General features: G+C 54.3%; 23 protein-coding genes and 1 pseudogene. 18 read left to right on the top strand and 6 right to left on the bottom strand.

The genetic code is table 11. The annotated features are described in order from the left end of the window. The first annotated feature begins 9 nt into the window (after positions 1-9). The gene (gene fabB, locus HVY19_RS14220) at positions 10-1,227 is read left to right on the top strand and encodes a beta-ketoacyl-ACP synthase I (protein ID WP_181681209.1); all 1,218 of its coding nucleotides are present in this window, start codon (positions 10-12) and stop codon (positions 1,225-1,227) included. 74 nt (positions 1,228-1,301) lie between these two features. On the opposite strand, the pseudogene HVY19_RS14215 reads toward fabB, so the two are convergent. After that, positions 1,302-1,610 (bottom strand): annotated as a pseudogene (locus tag HVY19_RS14215) (DUF3828 domain-containing protein); the annotation flags it as partial. Positions 1,611-1,885: 275 nt separating this feature from the next. On the opposite strand from HVY19_RS14215, the gene HVY19_RS14210 reads away from it, so the two are divergent. Then, positions 1,886-3,064, top strand: coding sequence for an MFS transporter (locus HVY19_RS14210; protein ID WP_181681207.1), 1,179 nt, complete (start codon positions 1,886-1,888; stop codon positions 3,062-3,064). Here HVY19_RS14210 and flk read toward each other — a convergent pair. After that, positions 3,061-4,065, bottom strand: a complete 1,005-nt coding sequence (gene flk / locus HVY19_RS14205; protein WP_181681206.1) for a flagella biosynthesis regulator Flk — start codon at positions 4,063-4,065, stop codon at positions 3,061-3,063. The genes HVY19_RS14210 and flk overlap by 4 nt on opposite strands. Before the next feature lie 100 nt (positions 4,066-4,165). On the opposite strand from flk, the gene pdxB reads away from it, so the two are divergent. From pdxB to hisP, 15 genes are all read left to right on the top strand, one after another. Continuing rightward, a complete protein-coding gene (pdxB, locus tag HVY19_RS14200; protein WP_181681205.1) occupies positions 4,166-5,302 on the top strand; it encodes a 4-phosphoerythronate dehydrogenase PdxB in 1,137 nt (378 codons plus the stop codon). Between the two features lie 61 nt (positions 5,303-5,363). Further along, complete coding sequence (locus HVY19_RS14195; protein ID WP_181681204.1) at positions 5,364-6,377, top strand: aspartate-semialdehyde dehydrogenase; 1,014 nt, start codon at positions 5,364-5,366, stop codon at positions 6,375-6,377. Beyond that, on the top strand, positions 6,377-7,189 hold the full coding sequence (truA, locus tag HVY19_RS14190) for a tRNA pseudouridine(38-40) synthase TruA (protein ID WP_181681203.1): 813 nt from the start codon (positions 6,377-6,379) through the stop codon (positions 7,187-7,189). The genes HVY19_RS14195 and truA overlap by 1 nt, the downstream gene beginning before the upstream one ends. A gap of 27 nt (positions 7,190-7,216) precedes the next feature. Further along, positions 7,217-7,876, top strand: coding sequence for a DedA family protein (locus tag HVY19_RS14185; RefSeq protein ID WP_181681202.1), 660 nt, complete (start codon positions 7,217-7,219; stop codon positions 7,874-7,876). Positions 7,877-8,025: 149 nt separating this feature from the next. After that, positions 8,026-8,940, top strand: a complete 915-nt coding sequence (accD, locus tag HVY19_RS14180; RefSeq protein WP_181681201.1) for an acetyl-CoA carboxylase, carboxyltransferase subunit beta — start codon at positions 8,026-8,028, stop codon at positions 8,938-8,940. A 68-nt stretch (positions 8,941-9,008) separates the two neighbouring features. After that, on the top strand, positions 9,009-10,277 hold the full coding sequence (gene folC / locus HVY19_RS14175) for a bifunctional tetrahydrofolate synthase/dihydrofolate synthase (RefSeq protein WP_181681200.1): 1,269 nt from the start codon (positions 9,009-9,011) through the stop codon (positions 10,275-10,277). Further along, the gene (dedD, locus tag HVY19_RS14170) at positions 10,267-10,944 is read left to right on the top strand and encodes a cell division protein DedD (RefSeq protein WP_181681199.1); all 678 of its coding nucleotides are present in this window, start codon (positions 10,267-10,269) and stop codon (positions 10,942-10,944) included. The genes folC and dedD overlap by 11 nt, the downstream gene beginning before the upstream one ends. Positions 10,945-11,183: 239 nt before the next feature. Continuing rightward, positions 11,184-11,672 (top strand): colicin V production protein, encoded by a 489-nt coding sequence (gene cvpA / locus HVY19_RS14165; RefSeq protein ID WP_181681198.1) that lies wholly within the window; start codon positions 11,184-11,186, stop codon positions 11,670-11,672. Positions 11,673-11,707: 35 nt separating this feature from the next. Further along, positions 11,708-13,225 (top strand): amidophosphoribosyltransferase, encoded by a 1,518-nt coding sequence (gene purF, locus HVY19_RS14160; protein ID WP_181681197.1) that lies wholly within the window; start codon positions 11,708-11,710, stop codon positions 13,223-13,225. A gap of 96 nt (positions 13,226-13,321) precedes the next feature. After that, entirely contained in the window at positions 13,322-13,891 is a 570-nt protein-coding gene (locus HVY19_RS14155) for a UbiX family flavin prenyltransferase (RefSeq protein WP_181681196.1), read from the top strand. Positions 13,892-14,189: 298 nt separating this feature from the next. Further along, positions 14,190-14,972 (top strand): lysine/arginine/ornithine ABC transporter substrate-binding protein ArgT, encoded by a 783-nt coding sequence (gene argT / locus HVY19_RS14150; RefSeq protein WP_181681195.1) that lies wholly within the window; start codon positions 14,190-14,192, stop codon positions 14,970-14,972. Positions 14,973-15,219: 247 nt separating this feature from the next. Further along, the gene (gene hisJ / locus HVY19_RS14145) at positions 15,220-16,002 is read left to right on the top strand and encodes a histidine ABC transporter substrate-binding protein HisJ (RefSeq protein WP_181681194.1); all 783 of its coding nucleotides are present in this window, start codon (positions 15,220-15,222) and stop codon (positions 16,000-16,002) included. A 188-nt stretch (positions 16,003-16,190) separates the two neighbouring features. After that, complete coding sequence (locus HVY19_RS14140) at positions 16,191-16,877, top strand: histidine ABC transporter permease HisQ (protein WP_181681193.1); 687 nt, start codon at positions 16,191-16,193, stop codon at positions 16,875-16,877. Further along, positions 16,874-17,581 carry a histidine ABC transporter permease HisM gene (gene hisM, locus HVY19_RS14135; RefSeq protein WP_181681192.1) on the top strand — a complete coding sequence of 236 codons (708 nt, stop codon included), beginning with the start codon at positions 16,874-16,876 and terminating at the stop codon, positions 17,579-17,581. Before HVY19_RS14140 ends, hisM begins: the two co-directional genes overlap by 4 nt. A gap of 13 nt (positions 17,582-17,594) precedes the next feature. Next, positions 17,595-18,368 (top strand): histidine ABC transporter ATP-binding protein HisP, encoded by a 774-nt coding sequence (hisP, locus tag HVY19_RS14130; RefSeq protein ID WP_181681191.1) that lies wholly within the window; start codon positions 17,595-17,597, stop codon positions 18,366-18,368. A gap of 57 nt (positions 18,369-18,425) precedes the next feature. On the opposite strand, the gene HVY19_RS14125 is transcribed toward hisP, so the two are convergent. The 4 genes from HVY19_RS14125 to yfcG all read right to left on the bottom strand — a co-directional run bounded on the left by HVY19_RS14125 (position 18,426) and on the right by yfcG (position 20,981). Further along, positions 18,426-18,932, bottom strand: a complete 507-nt coding sequence (locus HVY19_RS14125) for a GNAT family N-acetyltransferase (protein ID WP_181681190.1) — start codon at positions 18,930-18,932, stop codon at positions 18,426-18,428. A gap of 70 nt (positions 18,933-19,002) precedes the next feature. Next, a complete protein-coding gene (locus HVY19_RS14120; protein WP_181681189.1) occupies positions 19,003-19,896 on the bottom strand; it encodes a TIGR01777 family oxidoreductase in 894 nt (297 codons plus the stop codon). Positions 19,897-19,916: 20 nt separating this feature from the next. After that, on the bottom strand, positions 19,917-20,279 hold the full coding sequence (folX, locus tag HVY19_RS14115; RefSeq protein WP_181681188.1) for a dihydroneopterin triphosphate 2'-epimerase: 363 nt from the start codon (positions 20,277-20,279) through the stop codon (positions 19,917-19,919). 54 nt (positions 20,280-20,333) lie between these two features. Beyond that, positions 20,334-20,981 (bottom strand): GSH-dependent disulfide bond oxidoreductase, encoded by a 648-nt coding sequence (gene yfcG / locus HVY19_RS14110; protein ID WP_181681187.1) that lies wholly within the window; start codon positions 20,979-20,981, stop codon positions 20,334-20,336. A gap of 140 nt (positions 20,982-21,121) precedes the next feature. Here yfcG and yfcF point away from each other — a divergent pair, with 140 nt between their 5' ends. After that, on the top strand, positions 21,122-21,766 hold the full coding sequence (gene yfcF, locus HVY19_RS14105; RefSeq protein ID WP_181681186.1) for a glutathione transferase: 645 nt from the start codon (positions 21,122-21,124) through the stop codon (positions 21,764-21,766). Positions 21,767-21,780: the final 14 nt, after the last annotated feature.

Here is a 21,780-nt window from a genome sequence, read left to right as displayed (position 1 = left end):
AGGTATTGAATGAAACGTGCAGTGATTACTGGCCTGGGCATCGTTTCCAGCATCGGTAATAACCAGCAGGAGGTCCTGGCATCTCTGCGTGAAGGACGCTCCGGGATCACTTTCTCTGAAGAGTTTAAAGATTCAGGAATGCGTAGCCACGTCTGGGGAAATATCAAACTGGATACAACCGGTATGATTGACCGTAAAGTGGTACGTTTCATGAACGATGCCTCTATCTACTCTTATCTTTCAATGCAGCAGGCGATTGAAGACGCTGGCCTGAAAGACGAGGTTTATCAGAACAACCCGCGCGTGGGTCTGATTGCCGGTTCTGGCGGTTCGTCTAAATCTCAGGTGTTTGGCGCTGACGCAATGCGTAGCCCGCGTGGTCTGAAGGCGGTAGGTCCCTATGTTGTGACCAAAGCGATGGCATCAGCCGTCTCTGCCTGTCTCGCGACGCCGTTTAAAATCCACGGCGTGAACTACTCCATCAGCTCCGCCTGCGCAACATCCGCACACTGCATCGGCAACGCGGTTGAACAAATTCAACTGGGCAAACAGGACATCGTTTTTGCTGGCGGCGGCGAAGAGCTGTGCTGGGAAATGGCCTGCGAGTTTGACGCGATGGGCGCTCTGTCCACCAAATACAACGACCAGCCGGCAAAAGCTTCCCGTACCTATGACACACACCGCGACGGTTTCGTTATCGCTGGCGGCGGCGGTATGGTTGTGGTTGAAGAGCTGGAACACGCGCTGGCGCGCGGTGCGCATATCTATGCGGAAATCGTTGGCTACGGCGCGACCTCTGATGGCGCAGACATGGTTGCCCCATCCGGTGAAGGCGCAGTGCGCTGCATGAAGATGGCAATGCATGGCGTTGATACCCCGATCGATTACCTGAACTCCCACGGGACGTCTACCCCGGTTGGCGATGTGAAGGAACTGGGCGCGATTCGTGAAGTGTTCGGCGATAAGAGCCCGGCCATTTCTGCCACCAAAGCGATGACCGGTCACTCTCTGGGCGCGGCAGGCGTACAGGAAGCCATTTACTCTCTGCTGATGCTGGAGCACGGTTTTATCGCGCCGAGCATTAACATTGAAGAGATGGATGAGCAGGCTGCTGGTCTGAACATCGTTACCGAAACCACCGAGCGTGAACTGACAACCGTTATGTCTAACAGCTTCGGTTTCGGCGGCACCAACGCCACGCTGGTAATGCGTAAGCTGAAAGCTTAAGACATTCATCCAGATGTAGGCCGGAGGAGGCGTTACGCCGCCATCCGGCAAAAGGGAGCCAACGGGCTCCCTTTTTATTTCATTTTTTGATATTCAGGCGCAATCAGTGCCGACCAACGCTGCGCTTGCGTTAAAGCTCCGGCGCTGTACACCGGATGCTCAACGTTATCACTGACATCCCTGACCCGGTAAATTTTCCAGCGATCGTCTTCCCAGCGCGTGTAAACTTCCAGATGTAACGGGGTTGAATCTGTTCCTAACTGGACGTCAACCTTTTCCCCACCGAGAAACGGCTGCGGCTTGCCCACCCTGAACTGTAAAGCCCACTGCGGTGCGTAATCCTGTACGTACATGAAATAGTCTGAATCTTGCCCGAATATGTCCGTCCTTATGTCGTGGATAACGAGGCGCTGTGCCTACAGCACAACCTCTCGGACTGCGATGTTGAGCCAAAAGAGATGTGGGAAATGATGTTCAGGCTACTGACGCCGGCCCAACAAAAACAGGTCACCGATTTGTTCAGAACAAAGGGTATCGAGGCGGTGTTTGTTGACCTTTTTAGTCATACAGAGTCACCGTCGTTGGACTGAGCACCAGGTTGACAACGTCTGCGTTTAACGTTATCCAACGTGCCTTGCACCGCATTCTGGAGTAACGCATGACCGCAGTAACCCAAACAGATAGAACAACACCCGGGAATTTTTCGCTTTTTCGTATCGCCTTTGCTGTCTTTTTGACCTACATGACGGTCGGACTGCCTTTGCCCGTTATTCCGCTGTTTGTCCACCATGAGCTGGGCTATGGCAATACGATGGTTGGGATTGCGGTGGGCATTCAGTTTCTGGCAACCGTACTCACCCGTGGCTACGCCGGACGGCTTGCCGATCAGTACGGTGCCAAACGTTCTGCGTTGCAAGGAATGTTCGCCTGCGCGCTGGCTGGCGGTGCGTGGCTGTTGGCAGCGTTGTTACCTGTTTCAGCCCCGGTCAAATTTGCGCTGCTCATTCTTGGTCGCCTCATTCTTGGTTTCGGCGAAAGCCAGTTGCTGACCGGGACATTGACCTGGGGGCTGGGACTGGTGGGGCCTTCACGTTCCGGCAAAGTGATGTCGTGGAACGGGATGGCGATTTATGGTGCGCTGGCAGCAGGCGCACCGTTGGGATTACTCATTCACAGCCATTATGGTTTTGCAGTGCTGGCGGGCACCACCATGGCGCTACCGCTGCTGGCATGGGCGTTTAACGGCACCGTGCGTAAAGTTCCGGCGCAGGCGGGCGAGCGGCCCTCTTTGTGGGGCGTCGTGGGACTCATCTGGAAACCCGGTCTGGGGCTGGCATTGCAGGGGGTGGGATTCGCCGTCATCGGCACCTTTATCTCCCTTTATTTTGCCAACAATGGCTGGTCAATGGCGGGCTTTACGCTCACCGCATTTGGTGGGGCGTTCGTCCTGATGCGCGTGCTGTTCGGCTGGATGCCGGATCGCTTTGGCGGAGTGAAAGTGGCGATCGCCTCCCTGGTTATTGAAACGCTCGGACTGGTGCTGCTCTGGTTGGCACCGACGGCATGGATTGCGCTCCTTGGGGCAGCGTTAACCGGGGCTGGGTGTTCACTGATTTTTCCGGCGCTGGGCGTTGAGGTCGTCAAGCGCGTACCGGCACAAGTTCGCGGCACGGCTCTGGGTGGCTATGCTGCCTTTCAGGATATCTCATACGCCGTCACCGGCCCGCTGGCAGGACTGCTTGCCACATCCTGTGGCTATCCGTCAGTGTTCCTTGCTGGGGCGATATCGGCCGTGGTAGGGATTGCGGTCACACTGCTGTCGTTTCGTCGTGGCTAGGCGACCAGCCAGAAAATCAGGAACGCGATCAGTAGCGCGATAAACACCAGTCCCGGGCGCGCAGAGAGGGATTTTAGTGAGTCGATCACCGGCGCGAAGGGGCTATAAATCGGCTGAATATGGCGCGGTTCGCTTAACTCTTTGTCTCGCTCAGCGCGACGCAGGAAGACCTGGTTCAACAGATCCTGTACCTGAGCGGTGGTCAGTACCGTTTGCGGCTGAACCTGGTAAGTCTGCTGGGCATACTCTTTTAAGGTTGCCAGTTCATTCGGCTCCAGCGGTTGCTTCAGCGCGGTCTGTAACGATTGCAGCGTCGGTGCGTGTTGCAGGCTCAGCGTCTGACGTGCCTGTAGCCAGGTTGCCAGATGGGTGAAATGTTTCGCCGGGATCAATTCACCGCTTTTTACATCGGAAAGCTCCAGCATCGACTGCCAGATCAGTTTTCCGGATTCTCCCGTCGCGGCGGCCAGTTTGGTGACTAACTGGTTCAGCGTGTTGTGTTCCGCGGCAACCAGCGGACGATCGGTGGCCGGGCGCAGCTGCGGCTGTGGAATCGACAACTCGCCTTTTTGCAACAGCGTCAGAACGTTTTTAAGCTGCTCCGGTGAGAGTTGGCTGAGCGCGGTCTGCCCGTATTGCTGGCGGATAAAATCGCTCACCGCCTGGCGATTATTCCCCAGACTGAGTAATTCGGTAAGCTGTGAAAGCACCTGACGGGTCGCATGGTTTTGTTGGGCCACGTCAAGCCGTTGGTGGAGGTTTTGCTCCGCGGCAGGGAAATGACGCGACAGCAGGGGGGTATCACTTTTCACCCCGAGATCGTGTTTCATTCCCGCCCAGACTTCCGCACTTTGCTGTTGCGTCAGTGAAATCAGCCGGGTTATCAGGCGTTCCAGTACGGTTCGCTGCTGGGTGGAAAGCGGCTGTTCACCGGCTGCGGAAGCGGCGAGGGGACCTTCGCCCGGAGGGCGCGCTGGAGTACCGGAAATAGGGTGCGTCATCACTTATCCTTAAACCATAAATCTTAGCAAAGTATGCCTGGCGGCCAGATTATGGCACACTTGCCCGGTTAACTCTCGTTCTCAAACAGGTACGACAGACGTGAAAATTCTCGTTGATGAAAACATGCCTTATGCCCGCGAACTGTTCAGTCGTTTGGGGGAAGTCAAAGCGGTTCCAGGACGCCCCATTCCTGTCGCTGAACTGGATAATGCTGATGCCTTAATGGTCCGTTCAGTGACGAAAGTGAACGCCGCGTTGCTGGAGGGGAAAAACGTCAAATTTGTCGGTACCGCCACGGCCGGAACCGATCATGTGGACGATGGCTGGCTGAAGCAGGCGGGAATTGGCTTTTCAGCGGCGCCTGGCTGTAATGCTATCGCGGTTGTGGAGTATGTCTTCTCCTCATTGCTGATGCTGGCGGAGCGTGACGGGTTCGCGCTGCGCGAACGTACCGTGGGCATCGTTGGTGTAGGCAACGTCGGTGGGCGATTACAGGCGCGACTGGAAGCGTTGGGAATTCGTACACTGCTTTGCGATCCGCCGCGCGCCGATCGCGGGGAAGAGGGCGACTTCCGCTCGCTGGATGAACTGGTGCAGGACGCTGACATCCTGACCTTTCACACGCCGCTGTTTAAAGACGGGCCTTATAAGACGCTGCATCTTGCCGACGAGGCGCTGATTCGCCGCCTGAAGCCGGGCACCATTTTGATCAATGCCTGTCGCGGCGCGGTGGTGGATAACGCGGCGCTGCTTGCGCGTCTGACTGCCGGACAGGATTTAAGCGTGGTGCTGGATGTCTGGGAGGGCGAACCGGATCTCAATGTCGAACTGCTGAGTAAGGTTGATATTGGCACTTCGCACATCGCCGGTTACACCCTGGAAGGCAAGGCGCGCGGCACGACTCAGGTTTTCGAAGCCTATAGCGCGTTCATTGGCCGCGAGCAGCATGTCGCGCTGGACACTCTTCTGCCGGCCCCGGAGTTTGGTCGCATTACGCTGCATGGGCCGCTGGATCAGCCAACGCTGAAAAGGCTGGTGCATTTGGTGTATGATGTGCGCCGCGACGATGCGCCCCTGCGCAAAGTCGCCGGAATACCGGGTGAATTCGATAAACTGCGTAAGAATTACCTTGAGCGCCGTGAATGGTCCTCGCTGTACGTGATGTGCGACGACGCCAGTGCCGCTACGCTGCTGCATAAGCTCGGTTTTAACGCCGTCCATCACCCGGCTCGCTGATATTCTTTTTGTCGCTCCCTGCGTGACGCGGGGAGCTTTGCTATTTCTGGAGTAAACCACCATGTCTGAAGGCTGGAATATTGCCGTTCTCGGCGCAACGGGCGCTGTAGGCGAAGCGCTGCTTGAAACATTGGCTGAACGCCAGTTCCCGGTTGGTGAAATTTATGCGCTGGCGCGTGCGGAAAGTGCGGGAGAGTACCTGCGCTTTGCGGGGAAGTCCGTCATTGTTCAGGATGCGGCAGAGTTCGACTGGACGCAGGCGCAGTTGGCCTTTTTTGTTGCGGGCGTTGAAGCTACTGCGGCCTGGGTTGAAGACGCCACAAACGCTGGCTGCCTGGTCATTGATTCCAGCGGTCTGTTCGCCCTTGAACCAGATGTACCGCTGGTGGTGCCTGAGGTAAACCCGTTTGTACTGGCAGATTACCGCAATCGCAACGTTATTGCCGTGCCGAACAGCCTGACCAGTCAGCTGTTGGCCGCGCTGAAACCGCTTATCGATCAGGGTGGACTTTCCCGCATCACCGTAACCAACCTGCTTTCGGCTTCCGCCCACGGAAAAAAAGCCGTTGATGCCCTCGCCGGGCAGAGCGCGAAGCTGCTTAACGGTATTCCCATTGATGAAGATGATTTCTTTGGTCGTCAACTGGCGTTCAATATGCTGCCGCTGCTGCCGGATCGTGAAGGCAGCGTGCGCGAAGAGCGCCGGATCGTCGACGAGGTGCGCAAAATTATGCAGGATGACGGGCTGATGATCTCCGCAAGCTGCGTACAGTCGCCGGTATTTTATGGCCATGCGCAGATAGTGGCGTTTGAAGCGCTGCGTCCGTTGGCCGCAGAAGAGGCCCGCGATGCCTTTTCCCGTGGTGAAGACATTGTACTGTCAGAAGAAACGGACTTCCCGACGCAGGTTGGCGACGCCTCCGGCAACGCGCAGCTCTCGGTGGGCTGTGTGCGTAACGATTACGGAATGCCTGAACAGGTTCAGTTCTGGTCGGTCGCCGATAACGTCCGCTTTGGCGGCGCGCTGATGGCGGTGAAAATTGCTGAAAAACTGGTCCAGGAGTACATGTACTAATGTCTGACCCGCAGCAACCGCTTGTCTATAAAATTGCGCTGGGCATTGAGTACGACGGCAGCAAATATTATGGCTGGCAGCGTCAGAACGAAGTCCGTAGCGTACAAGAAAAGCTGGAAAAGGCGCTTTCGCAGGTGGCGAATGAACCCATTCACGTTTTTTGCGCCGGTCGTACCGACGCGGGCGTTCACGGAACCGGGCAGGTTGTGCATTTCGAAACTACCGCGCTGCGCAAAGACGCGGCGTGGACGTTAGGTGTAAATGCGAATTTACCTGGTGACATTGCCGTTCGATGGGTAAAAGCTGTACCGGAAGATTTTCATGCGCGGTTTAGCGCCACGGCACGTCGTTATCGTTACATCATCTATAATCACCGGCTGCGTCCGGCGGTATTAGGCAAAGGGGTAACGCACTACTATGAGCCGCTGGACGCTGAGCGGATGCACCGCGCGGCGCAGTGTCTGATTGGTGAAAACGACTTTACCTCGTTTCGCGCCGTGCAGTGTCAGTCGCGCACACCGTGGCGTAACGTGATGCATATACACGTCACGCGCCATGGCCCGTATGTGGTGGTTGATATCAAAGCGAATGCCTTTGTACATCATATGGTCAGGAACATTGTCGGCAGCCTGATGGAAGTAGGTGCCCACAACCAGCCGGAGAGCTGGATAGCAGAGCTGTTAGCGGCAAAGGACAGAACGCTCGCAGCGGCAACGGCGAAAGCGGAAGGTCTGTATCTGGTGGCGGTGGATTACCCCGAACGCTTTGATCTTCCAAAACCACCCATGGGTCCGCTGTTCCTGGCGGACTAATTTGCGTCGTACAAGGTAAAGGCAACTATGGATCTGATTTACTTTCTTATCGATTTCATTCTGCACATCGATGTGCATTTAGCGGAACTGGTTGCGGAGTACGGCGTCTGGGTTTACGCCATACTGTTCCTGATCCTGTTTTGCGAAACTGGTCTGGTGGTTACGCCGTTTCTGCCGGGGGATTCTTTGCTGTTTGTTGCGGGCGCGCTGGCGTCGCTGGGAACCAACGATCTCAACGTGCATATGATGGTCGCGTTAATGCTGATTGCCGCGATTATTGGTGATGCAGTGAACTACACCATTGGACGGCTGTTTGGCGCGAAGCTATTCAGCAACCCGGACTCTAAGATTTTCCGTCGCAGCTATCTGGATAAAACTCACCAGTTCTATGAAAGACACGGCGGCAAAACGATTATTCTCGCGCGGTTTGTGCCGATAGTCAGAACCTTTGCGCCGTTTGTGGCGGGAATGGGGCATATGTCTTATCGTCATTTTGCTGCGTATAACGTGATTGGCGCGCTGCTGTGGGTTCTGCTCTTCACCTACGCAGGTTATTTCTTTGGAACCATCCCGATGATTCAGGATAACCTTAAGCTGCTGATTGTCGGGATTATTATTGTGTCTATCCTGCCGGGGGTGGTGGAGATCATTCGCCACAGACGTGCGGCAGCCAGAGCACAAAAATAGAAACTTACTCTGCGGTTCGACCACTTTTTTATCCAAAGTATCGGGCTGTTATGTTTTAATGTGTAACATTCATGGTCTGTTAGGGGCAAAAATGGCATTATGCGCCCCTTATAACAAAGCTAACCAGGGTTCAGGCAGAAAGGTCACCAATGAGCTGGATTGAACGAATTAAAAGCAACATTACTCCAACCCGTAAGGCAAGCATTCCTGAAGGGGTGTGGACGAAGTGTGATAGCTGCGGTCAGGTTTTATACCGTGCTGAGCTGGAACGTAATCTTGAGGTCTGTCCGAAGTGTGACCATCACATGCGCATGTCGGCGCGCAATCGCCTGCATAGTCTGTTAGATGAAGGTTCCCTCGTAGAACTGGGAAGCGAGCTTGAGCCAAAAGATGTGCTGAAGTTCCGTGACTCCAAGAAGTACAAAGATCGTCTGGCTTCCGCACAAAAGGAAACCGGCGAAAAAGACGCGCTGGTCGTCATGAAAGGTACGCTTCACGGTATGCCTGTTGTCGCGGCGGCGTTTGAGTTCTCTTTCATGGGCGGCTCAATGGGTTCCGTTGTCGGCGCGCGTTTCGTCCGTGCCGTAGAACAGGCGCTGGAAGACAATTGCCCGTTGGTTTGCTTCTCCGCATCCGGCGGCGCGCGTATGCAGGAAGCGCTGATGTCACTGATGCAGATGGCGAAAACCTCTGCTGCGCTGGCTAAAATGCAGGAGCGCGGTCTGCCGTACATTTCCGTACTGACCGACCCAACCATGGGTGGCGTCTCTGCAAGCTTCGCGATGCTGGGCGATCTCAATATCGCTGAGCCGAAAGCATTAATTGGCTTTGCCGGTCCGCGTGTTATCGAGCAAACCGTACGTGAAAAGCTGCCGCCGGGATTCCAGCGCAGTGAGTTTCTGATCGAAAAAGGCGCTATCGATATGATCGTCCGTCGTCCGGAAATGCGTCTGAAACTGGCAAGCATTCTGGCGAAGCTGACGAATCAGCCAACGCCGAATCCGGATACCCCGCGTGAAGGCGTGGTGGTACCACCGGTGCCAGATCAGGAACCCGAGGCCTGATAACGGAGAAGGGCAGGGCCGCAGGCGCTGCCCTTTTGCTTTTCTAACGTAACGATTTTACGGGCATCATGGAAAACAAACATATCCCTCAAGCCACGTCGCCCCTGGCCTCGTGGCTTTCTTATCTGGAACACCTGCACGCCACCACTATCGATCTGGGTCTTGAACGCGTAAGCCAGGTGGCTGCACGACTTGATGTGCTGAAACCCGCCCCCTTTGTGTTTACCGTTGCCGGAACGAATGGCAAAGGCACCACATGCCGTACGCTGGAATCGGTATTAACGGCGGCAGGCTACAAGGTGGGCGTGTATAGCTCTCCTCATCTGGTGCGCTACACCGAGCGTGTACGCGTTCAAGGTAAGGAACTGCCGGAATCGGCGCACACCGCCTCTTTTGCGGAGATTGAAGGCGCCCGCGGTGATATTTCCCTGACCTATTTCGAGTATGGAACGCTATCGGCGCTGTGGCTGTTTAAACAGGCTAAGCTTGATGTCGTCATACTGGAAGTGGGGCTTGGCGGGCGTCTGGATGCGACAAACATGGTCGATGCTGATGTCGCGGTGATCACCAGCATTGCGCTCGATCATACCGACTGGCTGGGCCCGGATCGCGAAAGCATTGGCCGTGAAAAAGCGGGTATTTTCCGCGCGGAAAAACCGGCTATCGTCGGTGAACCGGAAATGCCTTCAACCATTGCTGATGTCGCCCAGGAAAAAGGGGCGCAGCTTCAACGTCGTGGCGTGGACTGGCAGTATGAGGTAACGGGGGATACCTGGCGCTTCACTGACCTACACGGAACGCTGACGGCGCTGCCACTGCCGCAGGTGCCGCAGCCTAACGCGGCAACCGCGCTGGCAGCACTGCGTGCCAGTGGGTTAACGCTGCCAGAGCAGGCGATACGCGACGGGATTGCTCAGGCGATTTTACCCGGACGTTTTCAGATTGTGAGCGAGTCGCCGCGCGTGATCCTCGATGTCGCGCATAATCCTCACGCGGCGGAATATCTGACTGGCCGTTTGAAAATGTTACCGAAACAGGGGCGCGTTCTTGCGGTTATCGGTATGCTACATGATAAGGATATCGCAGGAACGTTGGCCTGGTTGAAAACCGTGGTCGACGACTGGTATTGTGCTCCGCTGGAGGGGCCGCGAGGGGCGACGGCAGAGCAACTGCTGGAACATCTCGGGAAAGGTAATGTCTATGACAGTGTCGCACAGGCGTGGTACGCCGCGCTGGCAGAGGCGAAGCCAGAAGATACCGTACTGGTGTGTGGATCCTTTCATACGGTTGCGCACGTCATGGAAGTAATGGACGCGGGGAGAAGCGGTGGCGAGTAAGTTTCAGAATCGTTTAGTGGGCACGATCGTGCTGGTTGCGCTGGGGGTGATTGTGCTTCCAGGTCTGCTCGACGGGCAGAAAAAACATTATCAGGATGAATTCGCTGCGATCCCGCTGGTCCCTAAACCGGGCGATCGCGATGAACCGGATATGATGCCTGCGGCGACGCAAGCGTTACCGACGCAACCGCCGGAAGGTGCGGCGGAAGAGGTGCGGGCAGGGAATGCGGCGGCACCGTCGCTGGATCCTTCACGTTATGCAAACAACACCAGCGCTGAGCTTGATCCCGTACCTGCGCCTGTTGAGCAGCCCAAGCCGAAGCCGGTAGAAAAACCGAAGCCGAAGCCACAGCCGCAACCGAAGGTTGAGCCAACGCCGGTTCCTGCGCCAAAACCGGTCGTCGAAGAAAAACCGACACCGACGGGTAAGGCGTACGTTGTCCAGCTGGGGGCATTGAAAAACGCCGATAAGGTCAATGAAATAGTGAGTAAACTTCGTGGCGCGGGCTACCGGGTTTATACTTCTCCGTCTACGCCGGTACAGGGTAAAATAACCCGTATACTGGTTGGGCCGGATGCGTCAAGAGATAAGCTGAAAGGTTCACTGGGTGAGCTGCAGCAAATTTCCGGACTGAGCGGCGTGGTGATGGGTTACAGCCCGAACTAAACCGCGTTCCGCCCGATGGCGCTGCGCTTATCGGGCCTACGGCGACAATTGTAGGCCGGATAAGGCGTTTATGCCGCCATCCGGCAATGCCCGAAGAGGCAAAAATGGTAATGGCGTTGAATGTTTTTTCGGCGCCATTTTTATTTACGCACGGGAAGGAAATCCCTACGCAAACGTTTTCTTTTTCTGTTAGAATGCGCCCCGAACAGGACGACAGGGCGTAAAGTCGTGGGACACATATGGTCTGGATTGATTACGCCATTATCGCGGTGATTGGTTTTTCCTGTCTGGTTAGCCTAATCCGTGGCTTTGTTCGTGAAGCGTTATCGTTGGTGACATGGGGTTGTGCTTTCTTTGTCGCCAGCCATTACTACACTTACCTGTCTGTCTGGTTTTCGGGCTTTGAAGACGAACTGGTTCGAAACGGGATTGCCATCGCGGTACTGTTTATCGCGACGCTGATCGTCGGCGCGGTCGTGAATTTTGTGATTGGACAACTGGTCGAAAAAACCGGGTTGTCGGGTACAGACCGGGTGCTGGGGATCTGTTTTGGGGCGCTGCGTGGCGTATTAATTGTCGCTGCCATTCTGTTCTTTCTCGATACCTTTACCGGGTTGTCGAAAAGTGAGGACTGGAGTCAGTCGCGGCTAATCCCTGAGTTCAGTTTCATCATCAGATGGTTCTTTGACTATCTGCAAAGCTCGTCAAGTTTCTTGCCCAGAGCCTAAAGGCTCTGAGATGTGGCTTAACGAGGAAAAGACGTATGTGCGGTATTGTCGGTATCGCCGGTGTTATGCCGGTTAACCAGTCGATTTATGATGCCTTAACGGTGCTCCAGCATCGTGGTCAGGATGCCGCTGGCATCATCACCATCGATGCAAACAACTGCTTCCGCTTGCGTAAAGCAAACGGCCTGGTGAGCGACGTCTTTGACGCTCGCCACATGCAGCGTATGCAGGGCAACATGGGCATCGGTCATGTGCGCTACCCAACGGCTGGCAGCTCCAGCGCCTCTGAAGCTCAACCTTTCTACGTCAACTCTCCGTATGGCATTACGCTTGCCCATAATGGCAATCTGACCAACGCCCATGAGCTGCGTAAAAAGCTGTTTGAAGAAAAACGTCGCCACATCAATACCACTTCAGATTCAGAAATTCTGCTCAACATCTTCGCCAGCGAGCTGGATAACTTCCGCCACTACCCGCTGGAAGCCGACAATATTTTTGCCGCGATTGCCGCGACCAACCGCCAGATCCGTGGGGCGTATGCCTGCGTGGCGATGATTATCGGCCACGGGATGGTGGCTTTCCGCGACCCGAACGGTATTCGTCCGCTGGTGATGGGCAAACGCGACATTGGTGATGGTCGTACCGAATATATGGTGGCTTCCGAGAGCGTGGCGCTGGATACGTTAGGCTTTGAATTCCTGCGTGACGTCGCGCCCGGTGAAGCGGTGTACATTACCGAAAAAGGGCAACTGTTTACCCGCCAGTGCGCGGAAAACCCGGTTAGCAACCCATGCCTGTTCGAGTATGTCTATTTTGCGCGCCCGGACTCCTTCATCGATAAAATTTCGGTCTACAGCGCCCGCGTGAATATGGGCACCAAGCTCGGCGAGAAGATTGCCCGTGAATGGGAAGATCTGGATATCGACGTGGTGATCCCAATTCCGGAAACCTCTTGTGACATCGCGCTGGAGATCGCCCGTATCCTCGGCAAGCCTTACCGTCAGGGTTTTGTGAAAAACCGCTACGTGGGTCGTACCTTTATCATGCCGGGACAGCAACTGCGTCGTAAGTCCGTGCGTCGCAAACTGAACGCCAACCGCGCCGAGTTCCGTGATAAAAACGTCCTGCTGGTGGATGACTCCATCGTGCGCGGCACTACCTCAGAACAGATTATTGAGATGGCGCGTGAAGCCGGGGCGAAAAAGGTCTATCTGGCCTCTGCGGCACCGGAGATTCGTTTCCCGAACGTGTATGGGATCGATATGCCAACCGCCAATGAACTGATTGCCCATGGTCGCGAAGTCGATGAGATTCGCCAGATCATCGGCGCGGATGGTCTGATCTTCCAGAATCTTGACGATCTGATCGACGCGGTTCGCGCGGAAAATCCGGATATTCAGCAGTTTGAGTGCTCGGTGTTTAACGGCGTATACGTGACGAAAGACGTTGACCAGCAGTACCTCGATTTCCTCGATTCCCTGCGTAATGACGATGCCAAAGCGGTACAACGTCAGACCGAAGTAGAAAACCTCGAGATGCACAACGAAGGTTAATTGCTCTTTCCCGGGGTGCGGTTCTCCGCACCCTGGCTTGCAACTCCTCCTGAAATCCTGCAAAGTCAGCCCTGAGGTCAGACGGGGCGATAGATCATGAAACGACTCATAGTTGGAATTAGCGGTGCCAGCGGCGCCATTTACGGCGTGCGCTTGTTGCAGGTTTTGCGCGATATACCTGATATTGAAACGCACCTGATTATGAGCCAGGCCGCCCGCCAGACGCTGTCACTGGAGACGGATCTCTCCCTGCGCGACGTTCAGGCGCTGGCTGACGTGACGCATGACTCGCGTGACATTGCGGCCAGTATCTCTTCCGGCTCTTTCCAGACGGCCGGGATGGTCATTGTGCCCTGTTCAATCAAAACCCTTTCCGGTATTGTCCACAGCTATACCGATGGGCTGTTGACCCGCGCGGCTGATGTTGTATTGAAAGAACGTCGCCCGCTGGTGCTCTGCGTGCGTGAAACGCCCCTGCATTTGGGGCATTTGCGCTTAATGACCCAGGCGGCGGAAATCGGCGCGGTGATCATGCCACCGGTGCCTGCGTTTTATCATCGTCCACAAACGCTAGATGATGTTATAAATCAAACAGTTAACCGCGTCATTGATCAGTTTGATATCACCCTTCCACACGATCTTTTTATGCGCTGGCAAGGGGCATAAGGTTGCTCTGTCTGTAGCTAATTTTGCATCGGTTGCCCTGTTTCAGGGCAATTTTGTAACCGCGATCATATCCTCAACATTTAATTCCTTAAATCGAACCGAAACGCTGCGGTTCACCCATCAGACCTGCTATCTTCAACATCAGGACAATATCGCAACGTTTTATTAACATATTTAACGCCAATTATTATAAGTTGCGCTAAAGTGGCATAAGACCTGCATGAAGAAGCCTGCAAGCACACAACACAACACAACACAACGCAAAACATAATAAAATCACGCTACTTGAGGGTATTGTATGAAGAAGTCGATTCTCGCACTGTCATTGCTGATTGGCCTTTCTGCTACCGCAACCAGCTATGCTGCGCTGCCAGAAACGGTTCGCATTGGGACAGACACCACCTATGCACCGTTCTCCTCGAAAGATGCTAAAGGCGATTTCATCGGATTTGATATCGATCTGGGAAATGAGATGTGTAAGCGTATGCAGGTCAAATGTACCTGGGTTGCCAGTGACTTTGATGCACTGATCCCGTCACTCAAAGCGAAGAAAATTGATGCCATTATCTCGTCGCTGTCCATCACCGATAAGCGTCAACAGGAAATCGCGTTCTCCGACAAACTGTATGCGGCAGATTCTCGTCTGATCGCCGCAAAAGGTGCGCCAATCCAGCCAACGCTGGAGTCGCTGAAAGGCAAGCATGTTGGCGTTCTGCAAGGTTCTACGCAAGAAGCCTATGCAAACGACACCTGGCGCAGCAAAGGCGTCGATGTGGTGGCCTATGCCAACCAGGATCTGATCTACTCCGACCTGACGGCGGGGCGACTGGACGCGGCGTTGCAGGATGAAGTGGCCGCCAGCGAAGGCTTCCTCAAACAGCCTGCCGGGAAGGACTTTGACTTTGCCGGTCCTTCTGTTAAAGACAAAAAATACTTTGGCGACGGTACGGGCGTAGGTCTGCGTAAAGAAGATAAAGAACTGAAAGCGGCCTTTGATAAGGCGCTGGGCGAACTGCGTCAGGATGGTACCTACGATAAGATGGCGAAAAAGTACTTCAACTTTAACGTCTACGGCGAGTAAACCCTCAATGTGGGGACGAGACTGCACCGTTTGGGGTATCCAAAACGAGGCATGATGCGTTTCTTGCACTGTTCTGGGGCATCGTTCGCTGCCAAATAATATGAAATTGCATACTTAAGCGTTTTATATGCAAATTAAACCGGTCGGCAGGGTAGAATACTTTGCCTTGTCGACCCGATTAATGGCACGATAACTGCTCTTGGTCCTGTGAAGAACCCCTATATAAGACAGTTTGTTGAGGATAGTTATGAAAAAACTGGCGTTATCTCTTTCTCTGGTTTTGGCTTTTTCCAGTGCTACCGCAGCATTTGCAGCCATTCCGCAAAAAATTCGAATTGGTACCGATCCAACTTACGCCCCCTTCGAGTCAAAGAATGCGCAGGGAGAACTGGTGGGATTTGATATCGATCTGGCTAAAGAACTGTGCCAACGTATCAAAACTCAGTGTACCTTCGTGGAAAACCCGCTTGATGCGCTGATCCCTTCGTTAAAAGCGAAAAAAATCGACGCTATCATGTCCTCGCTTTCTATCACCGAGAAGCGTCAGCAGGAAATTGCGTTCACTGACAAACTGTATGCCGCCGATTCTCGCCTGGTAGTAGCGAAAGACGCTGACATCCAGCCAACAGTCGAGTCGTTAAAAGGCAAACGTGTGGGCGTGCTGCAGGGCACGACGCAGGAGACGTTTGGTAACGAACACTGGGCGCCGAAAGGCATTGAGATCGTCTCGTATCAGGGGCAGGACAATATTTATTCTGACCTGACCGCCGGACGTATTGATGCGGCATTCCAGGATGAAGTTGCAGCAAGCGAAGGCTTCCTGAAGCAGCCCGTTGGCAAAGATTACAAATTCGGCGGCCCGTCTGTGAAAGACGAGAAACTGTTCGGAGTGGGTACCGGTATGGGGCTGCGCAAAGAAGATAACGAACTGCGCGAAGCCCTGAACAAAGCGTTTGCAGAAATGCGCGCTGATGGTACTTACGAGAAGCTGGCGAAAAAGTACTTTGATTTTGATGTTTATGGCGGGTAATCACCGCCGGGTGTAGATAAGCCCCGGAACGTGACGATTAACCTTTCAACTGCCTGATGGCGCTACGCTTATCAGGCCTACGGATCGCTGTCGTAGGCCGGATAAGACAACGCCGCCATCCGGCATAAACGGGATGATCGTGATGTCAAAAGAGGCGCTTACTCACCCTTCACGACAGGACAGGCAGCATGTTGTATGGGTTTTCAGGTGTTATTTTACAGGGCGCCGTTGTCACGCTGGAACTGGCCCTCAGTTCCGTCGTGCTGGCGGTGCTGATCGGCCTCGTCGGGGCAGCGGCTAAACTCTCGCAAAACCGGGTGACTGGGCTTATTTTTGAAGGGTATACCACGCTGATTCGCGGTGTACCCGATCTGGTATTAATGCTGCTGATTTTCTACGGTTTACAAATCGCGCTGAATACGGTGACGGATGCCCTTGGCATGAACCAACTCGATATTGATCCGATGGTGGCTGGTATTATTACCCTCGGCTTTATCTATGGCGCCTATTTCACGGAAACCTTTCGTGGCGCTTTTATGGCCGTGCCGACAGGGCATATAGAAGCCGCAACGGCGTTTGGTTTCACCTCTTCACAAATCTTTCGCCGAATTATGTTTCCAGCCATGATGCGCTATGCGCTACCGGGTATCGGTAACAACTGGCAGGTGATCCTGAAATCGACGGCGCTGGTTTCTTTACTCGGCCTGGAGGATGTGGTGAAAGCCACGCAGCTAGCCGGGAAGAGTACCTGGGAACCGTTTTATTTCGCCATCGTTTGTGGATTGATTTATCTGGTGTTTACCACCGTATCCAATGGTGTGCTGCTGTTCCTCGAACGCCGCTACTCCGTGGGTGTGAAGAGGGCTGACCTGTGATCGAGATTATTCAGGAGTACTGGAAGCCCCTGTTATGGACAGATGGGTACCGGATAACGGGTGTGGCCATCACGCTGTGGCTGCTTATCTCCTCTGTGGTCATGGGCGGAATTTTGGCGTTGTTCCTTGCCATTGGTCGCGTCTCCAGCAATAAATTTATCCAGTTCCCTATCTGGTTGTTTACCTACATTTTTCGTGGAACGCCGCTGTACGTGCAGCTGCTGGTGTTCTATTCGGGGATGTATACGCTTGAGATCGTCAAAGGCACCGATTTTCTGAATGCCTTTTTCCGCAGTGGCCTGAACTGTACCGTTCTGGCGCTGACGCTGAATACCTGCGCCTACACCACCGAGATTTTCGCAGGGGCGATTCGCTCAGTGCCGCACGGCGAAATTGAGGCCGCGCGGGCCTATGGTTTTTCATCGTTCAAAATGTATCGTTGCATTATTCTGCCGTCGGCGCTGCGCATCGCACTGCCTGCATACAGCAACGAGGTCATTTTGATGCTGCACTCAACGGCGCTGGCGTTTACCGCGACGGTTCCGGATCTGCTGAAGATTGCCCGTGACATTAACTCGGCAACGTATCAGCCCTTTACCGCTTTCGGTATCGCCGCTGTACTGTATTTAATTATTTCGTATGTCCTGATCAGCCTGTTCCGCCGAGCGGAAAGGCGCTGGTTGCAGCATGTCTCCTCTAAATAATTCGAGTAACACGATGTCTGAGAATAAATTAAACGTTATCGACTTGCACAAATGCTACGGCGAACATGAAGTGCTGAAAGGGGTGTCACTGCGGGCCAATGCCGGAGATGTGATTAGCATCATTGGCTCATCCGGCTCTGGTAAAAGCACGTTTCTGCGCTGTATTAACTTCCTCGAAAAACCGAGCGCCGGAACGATTGTCGTGAGCGGACAAAACATTAACCTGGTACGCGATAAAGACGGCCAGCTTAAGGTGGCGGATAAAACTCAGCTTCGCTTACTGCGCACGCGCCTGACGATGGTCTTTCAGCATTTTAACCTGTGGAGTCACATGACGGTGCTGGAGAACGTCATGGAAGCGCCGATCCAGGTGCTGGGACTAAGCAAGCATGAAGCGCGCGAGCGGGCGGTCAAATATCTGGCGAAAGTGGGAATTGATGAGCGTGCGCAGAAGAAATACCCGGTGCATCTCTCCGGCGGCCAACAGCAGCGCGTGTCGATTGCGCGCGCTTTAGCGATGGAGCCGGAGGTCCTGCTGTTTGATGAACCCACTTCCGCGCTCGATCCTGAACTGGTGGGCGAGGTTTTGCGCATTATGCAACAACTGGCGGAAGAGGGGAAAACGATGGTGGTGGTGACGCATGAGATGGGCTTTGCCCGCCACGTCTCCAGCCACGTTATTTTCCTTCATCAGGGGAAAATTGAAGAAGAGGGCGATCCTGAGCAACTCTTCGGTAACCCACAAAGCCCGCGCCTGCAGCAGTTCCTGAAAGGTTCGCTGAAATAAGTAACAATAGTGCCGGATAGCGGCGTAAATGCTTTATCCGGCCTACAGGTGCACGAATCAGGCATTTTTCACCAGGCGATATCCCCAGTCGTCATGGTAGATACCATTAACCTCAAACACTTTTTCCAGCATCTGCGTACGCACGAATCCCTGCTTTTCCAGCAGGCGCACGGAGCCGTGATTTTCTGCCAGCACCCAGGCGTTAACGGCATTGACCCCGGCATCGCGAAACGCGTACTCACAGACGGCACGTACGGCCTCGCTGGCAATACCTTTTCCTTGCGCTTCTGGTATCACGCAATAACCAATATCCGCTTCCTGGGGAAACTGATGGCTGATGTGCAAACCGATATCACCCAGCGGGGTGGTGTCGTTATGCTGGCGAATAACGAAGGTGTGCGGCGATGACAGGCGTCGGGCGAACAGCAGGCGCGTTTCGTGTTCCGGACTAAGATTACCCATAAAACGCATTATGTCCGGGTTTTCCCGGAGCGCGTGAAAGAAAGACCAGTCGGTGGGCTGAAAAGGGGAGAGTGTCAGTCGTGCGGTCGTCAATATCGCCATAGATTCGCCATTCCGGATGTCATTAAGACTACCTTACCACCGGAATGGCGCAGATCAACAGGCCCACGCTTTAATGCACAACATCCGCTAACGCTTCTTCTAAATCGTACCAGCGGAAGGCGAATCCGGCGGCTTCCAGCCGTTTTGGCAGGGCGCGCTGCCCCCCGAGTACCAGTACGGAGGACTCGCCCATCAGCAGGCGAATAGCGGTTGCCGGAACGCGAAGAATAGCGGGTCTGTGCAGCGCATGCCCAAGGGCATGGGCAAATTGTTCGTTGCGTACCGGGTAAGGTGAAACCATATTGAACGGGCCGCGCAGGTCGTTATCCAGCAGCCAGAGGATCGCATTGACCATATCATCAATATGGATCCACGCCAGATACTGACGGCCGTGACCGATCGGGCCTCCCAGCCCAAGACGAAACGAGGGCAGCATTTTGGCGAGGATCCCGCCTTTGGGGGCCAGAACAACCCCCGTACGCAGCAGGCAAATGCGGGTTTTATCGCTTTGCGCTTCGCAGGCAATTTGCTCCCAGCGTGCGCAAAGTTTATGGGTGAACTCGTTATGCGGCGGTTCTTCTTCTGTCACCACCACTTCACCCAAATCGCCATAATAGCCCGTGGCAGAGCCGGAAATCAGCACTGACGGCGGCGTGGTGCTGGCGTTGATCAAATCGGCCAGCTTTTGTGTTATCCGCCAACGGCTTTGGCATAGCCGTTCCTTTTGCTCCGCCGTCCAGCGTTTGTCCGCAATAGGTTCGCCGGCGAGGTTGATCACGGCATCTATATCGTCAAGATTCTGCCGATCCTCCAGCCCTTTCCAGATCGTCACGCGATTGTCGAGCCGCGCTCGGGCTTTGTCGGGGCTGCGCGTGACCACTGTCACCTGATGACCGAGCTCCAGCAGACGTGGGATCAAATGCCCACCAATCAGTCCAGTACCACCGGTTACCAGTATCTTCATGCAGCCTCCCGTTTTGGCGGTTAGCGTTGCCAGCCCAGCGTCATAGAGACAGAATCGGCATAGCGCAACGCGTGTAATTTATCGACCTCCACTTCAGCATAAGTGACCCAGTGATGTTCGCGTGCGATGTCGAGCACATCCTGAGTTAATTTTTCTAACAACGAGAACCGGTTATTCTCAACATGCTGAATAATATTTTTCGTGATGGTGCGATAGTTCAGGGCGTCATTGATGTCTTCACTGACGCGTGCCTGTTCCGCCGGATAGTGAATTGTGACGTTGATAACAATGTCCTGGCGGTTGTTGATCTCTTCGTCTTTGATGCCAATGAACGTGCGTAAGCGAAGGTTTTTTATACGAATTATAGCGTCAAGGTTTGACATTGCAGGTTTCCTCCTTGTGTTAACCTTCGCATCATACACGAGAACTCACGTGCGTTATCCTTTTGCGACTTCAGGATTCATTTGCGCCTGTAACATCGCGCGTTCCGTGGCGGGGCGAGTGAGAATTCGCGCGTGCCAGTTTTTCACCGCCGGGTAGTTCTCAAGTTCAATACGCTGGCGCTGATGGGCATTAACCCACGGCCAGCAGGCGATGTCGGCAATACTGTACTCATCGCCTCCCAGCCACGGCGATGTCCCCAGCCGTTTGTTCAGCACAGTGTAGAGCCGCTGTGTTTCCACCTGATAACGCTCGATGGCGTATGGCACCGCCTGCGGCGCGAAATGGTTGAAATGATGATTTTGCCCCAGCATTGGCCCAAGCCCGCCCACCTGCCAGAACAACCATTGCAGCGTTGTCTGGCGCTCGCGCGGCGAGTGGCTGAGTAAGGTGCCGGTTTTTTCAGCCAGATAGAGCAGGATCGCGCCAGATTCAAAAAGGCTCACCGGAGAACCGCCGTCTGCGGGCGCGTGGTCAACAATTGCGGGGATCTTATTATTGGGGGCGATCGCCAGGAATTCAGGACGGAACTGGTCACCCTTGCTGATATCCACTTTTATCAGACGGTAGTCCAGCTCAGCTTCTTCAAGAAACAGCGTAACCTTGTGTCCGTTCGGCGTCGGGGCGTAATAGAGGTCAATCATTGCGACTCCAGTAAGCGTTTTTAATACTGCAAGAGAGATCAAGTATAGAAAGGTTGCCGTACTGCGTGAGTTTTCATCAGGTGACAGAATGAGAAAGAGACTCTATGTTGAGTAGATTATTTATTACTGACGAGGACGCCATGAATAAGCCCCTGATAACTCTCTGGTCTGACGCCAGCTTTTTCTCGCCTTACGTTTTGTCGGCTTACGTTGCACTGCAAGAAAAAGGACTCACCTTCGAACTGAAAACCGTTGATCTGAACAGCGGCGAGCATTTACAACCGGGCTGGCAGGGTTATGCATTGACGCGCCGCGTCCCGTTACTTGAAATCGATGGTTTTGAACTCACGGAATCTTCGGCGATTACCGAATATCTGGATGAGCGGTTTGCGCCTCCGACCTGGGAGCGTATTTATCCCGTTGATTTGCAGAACAGAGCGCGGGCACGTCAGGTTCAGGCGTGGATCCGCAGCGACCTCATGCCAATCCGCGAGGAGCGCTCGACGGACGTGATTTTTGCGGGCGCAAAAAAAGCGCCGCTGAGCGACGCGGGAAAAGCCAGTGCGGAAAAACTGTTCGCGATAGCGGGGAATTTGCTCTCTCATGGCAGGCAAAACTTGTTTGGCGAATGGTGTATCGCCGATACGGATTTAGCCCTGATGATCAACCGTCTGGCGCTACATGGTGACGAGGTGCCAAAGCAACTGGCTGAATATGCAGCGTTCCAATGGCAGCGGGCTTCTGTACAGCGATTTATTGCGCTTTCCGCGAAGCGTTCAGGCTGATACGACGTCTATAA

The sequence above is a fragment of the Citrobacter sp. RHB25-C09 genome, from assembly GCF_013836145.1.
In the GTDB taxonomy this organism is placed as follows: domain Bacteria; phylum Pseudomonadota; class Gammaproteobacteria; order Enterobacterales; family Enterobacteriaceae; genus Citrobacter_A.
This window is presented reverse-complemented; position numbering and strand designations above follow the sequence as displayed.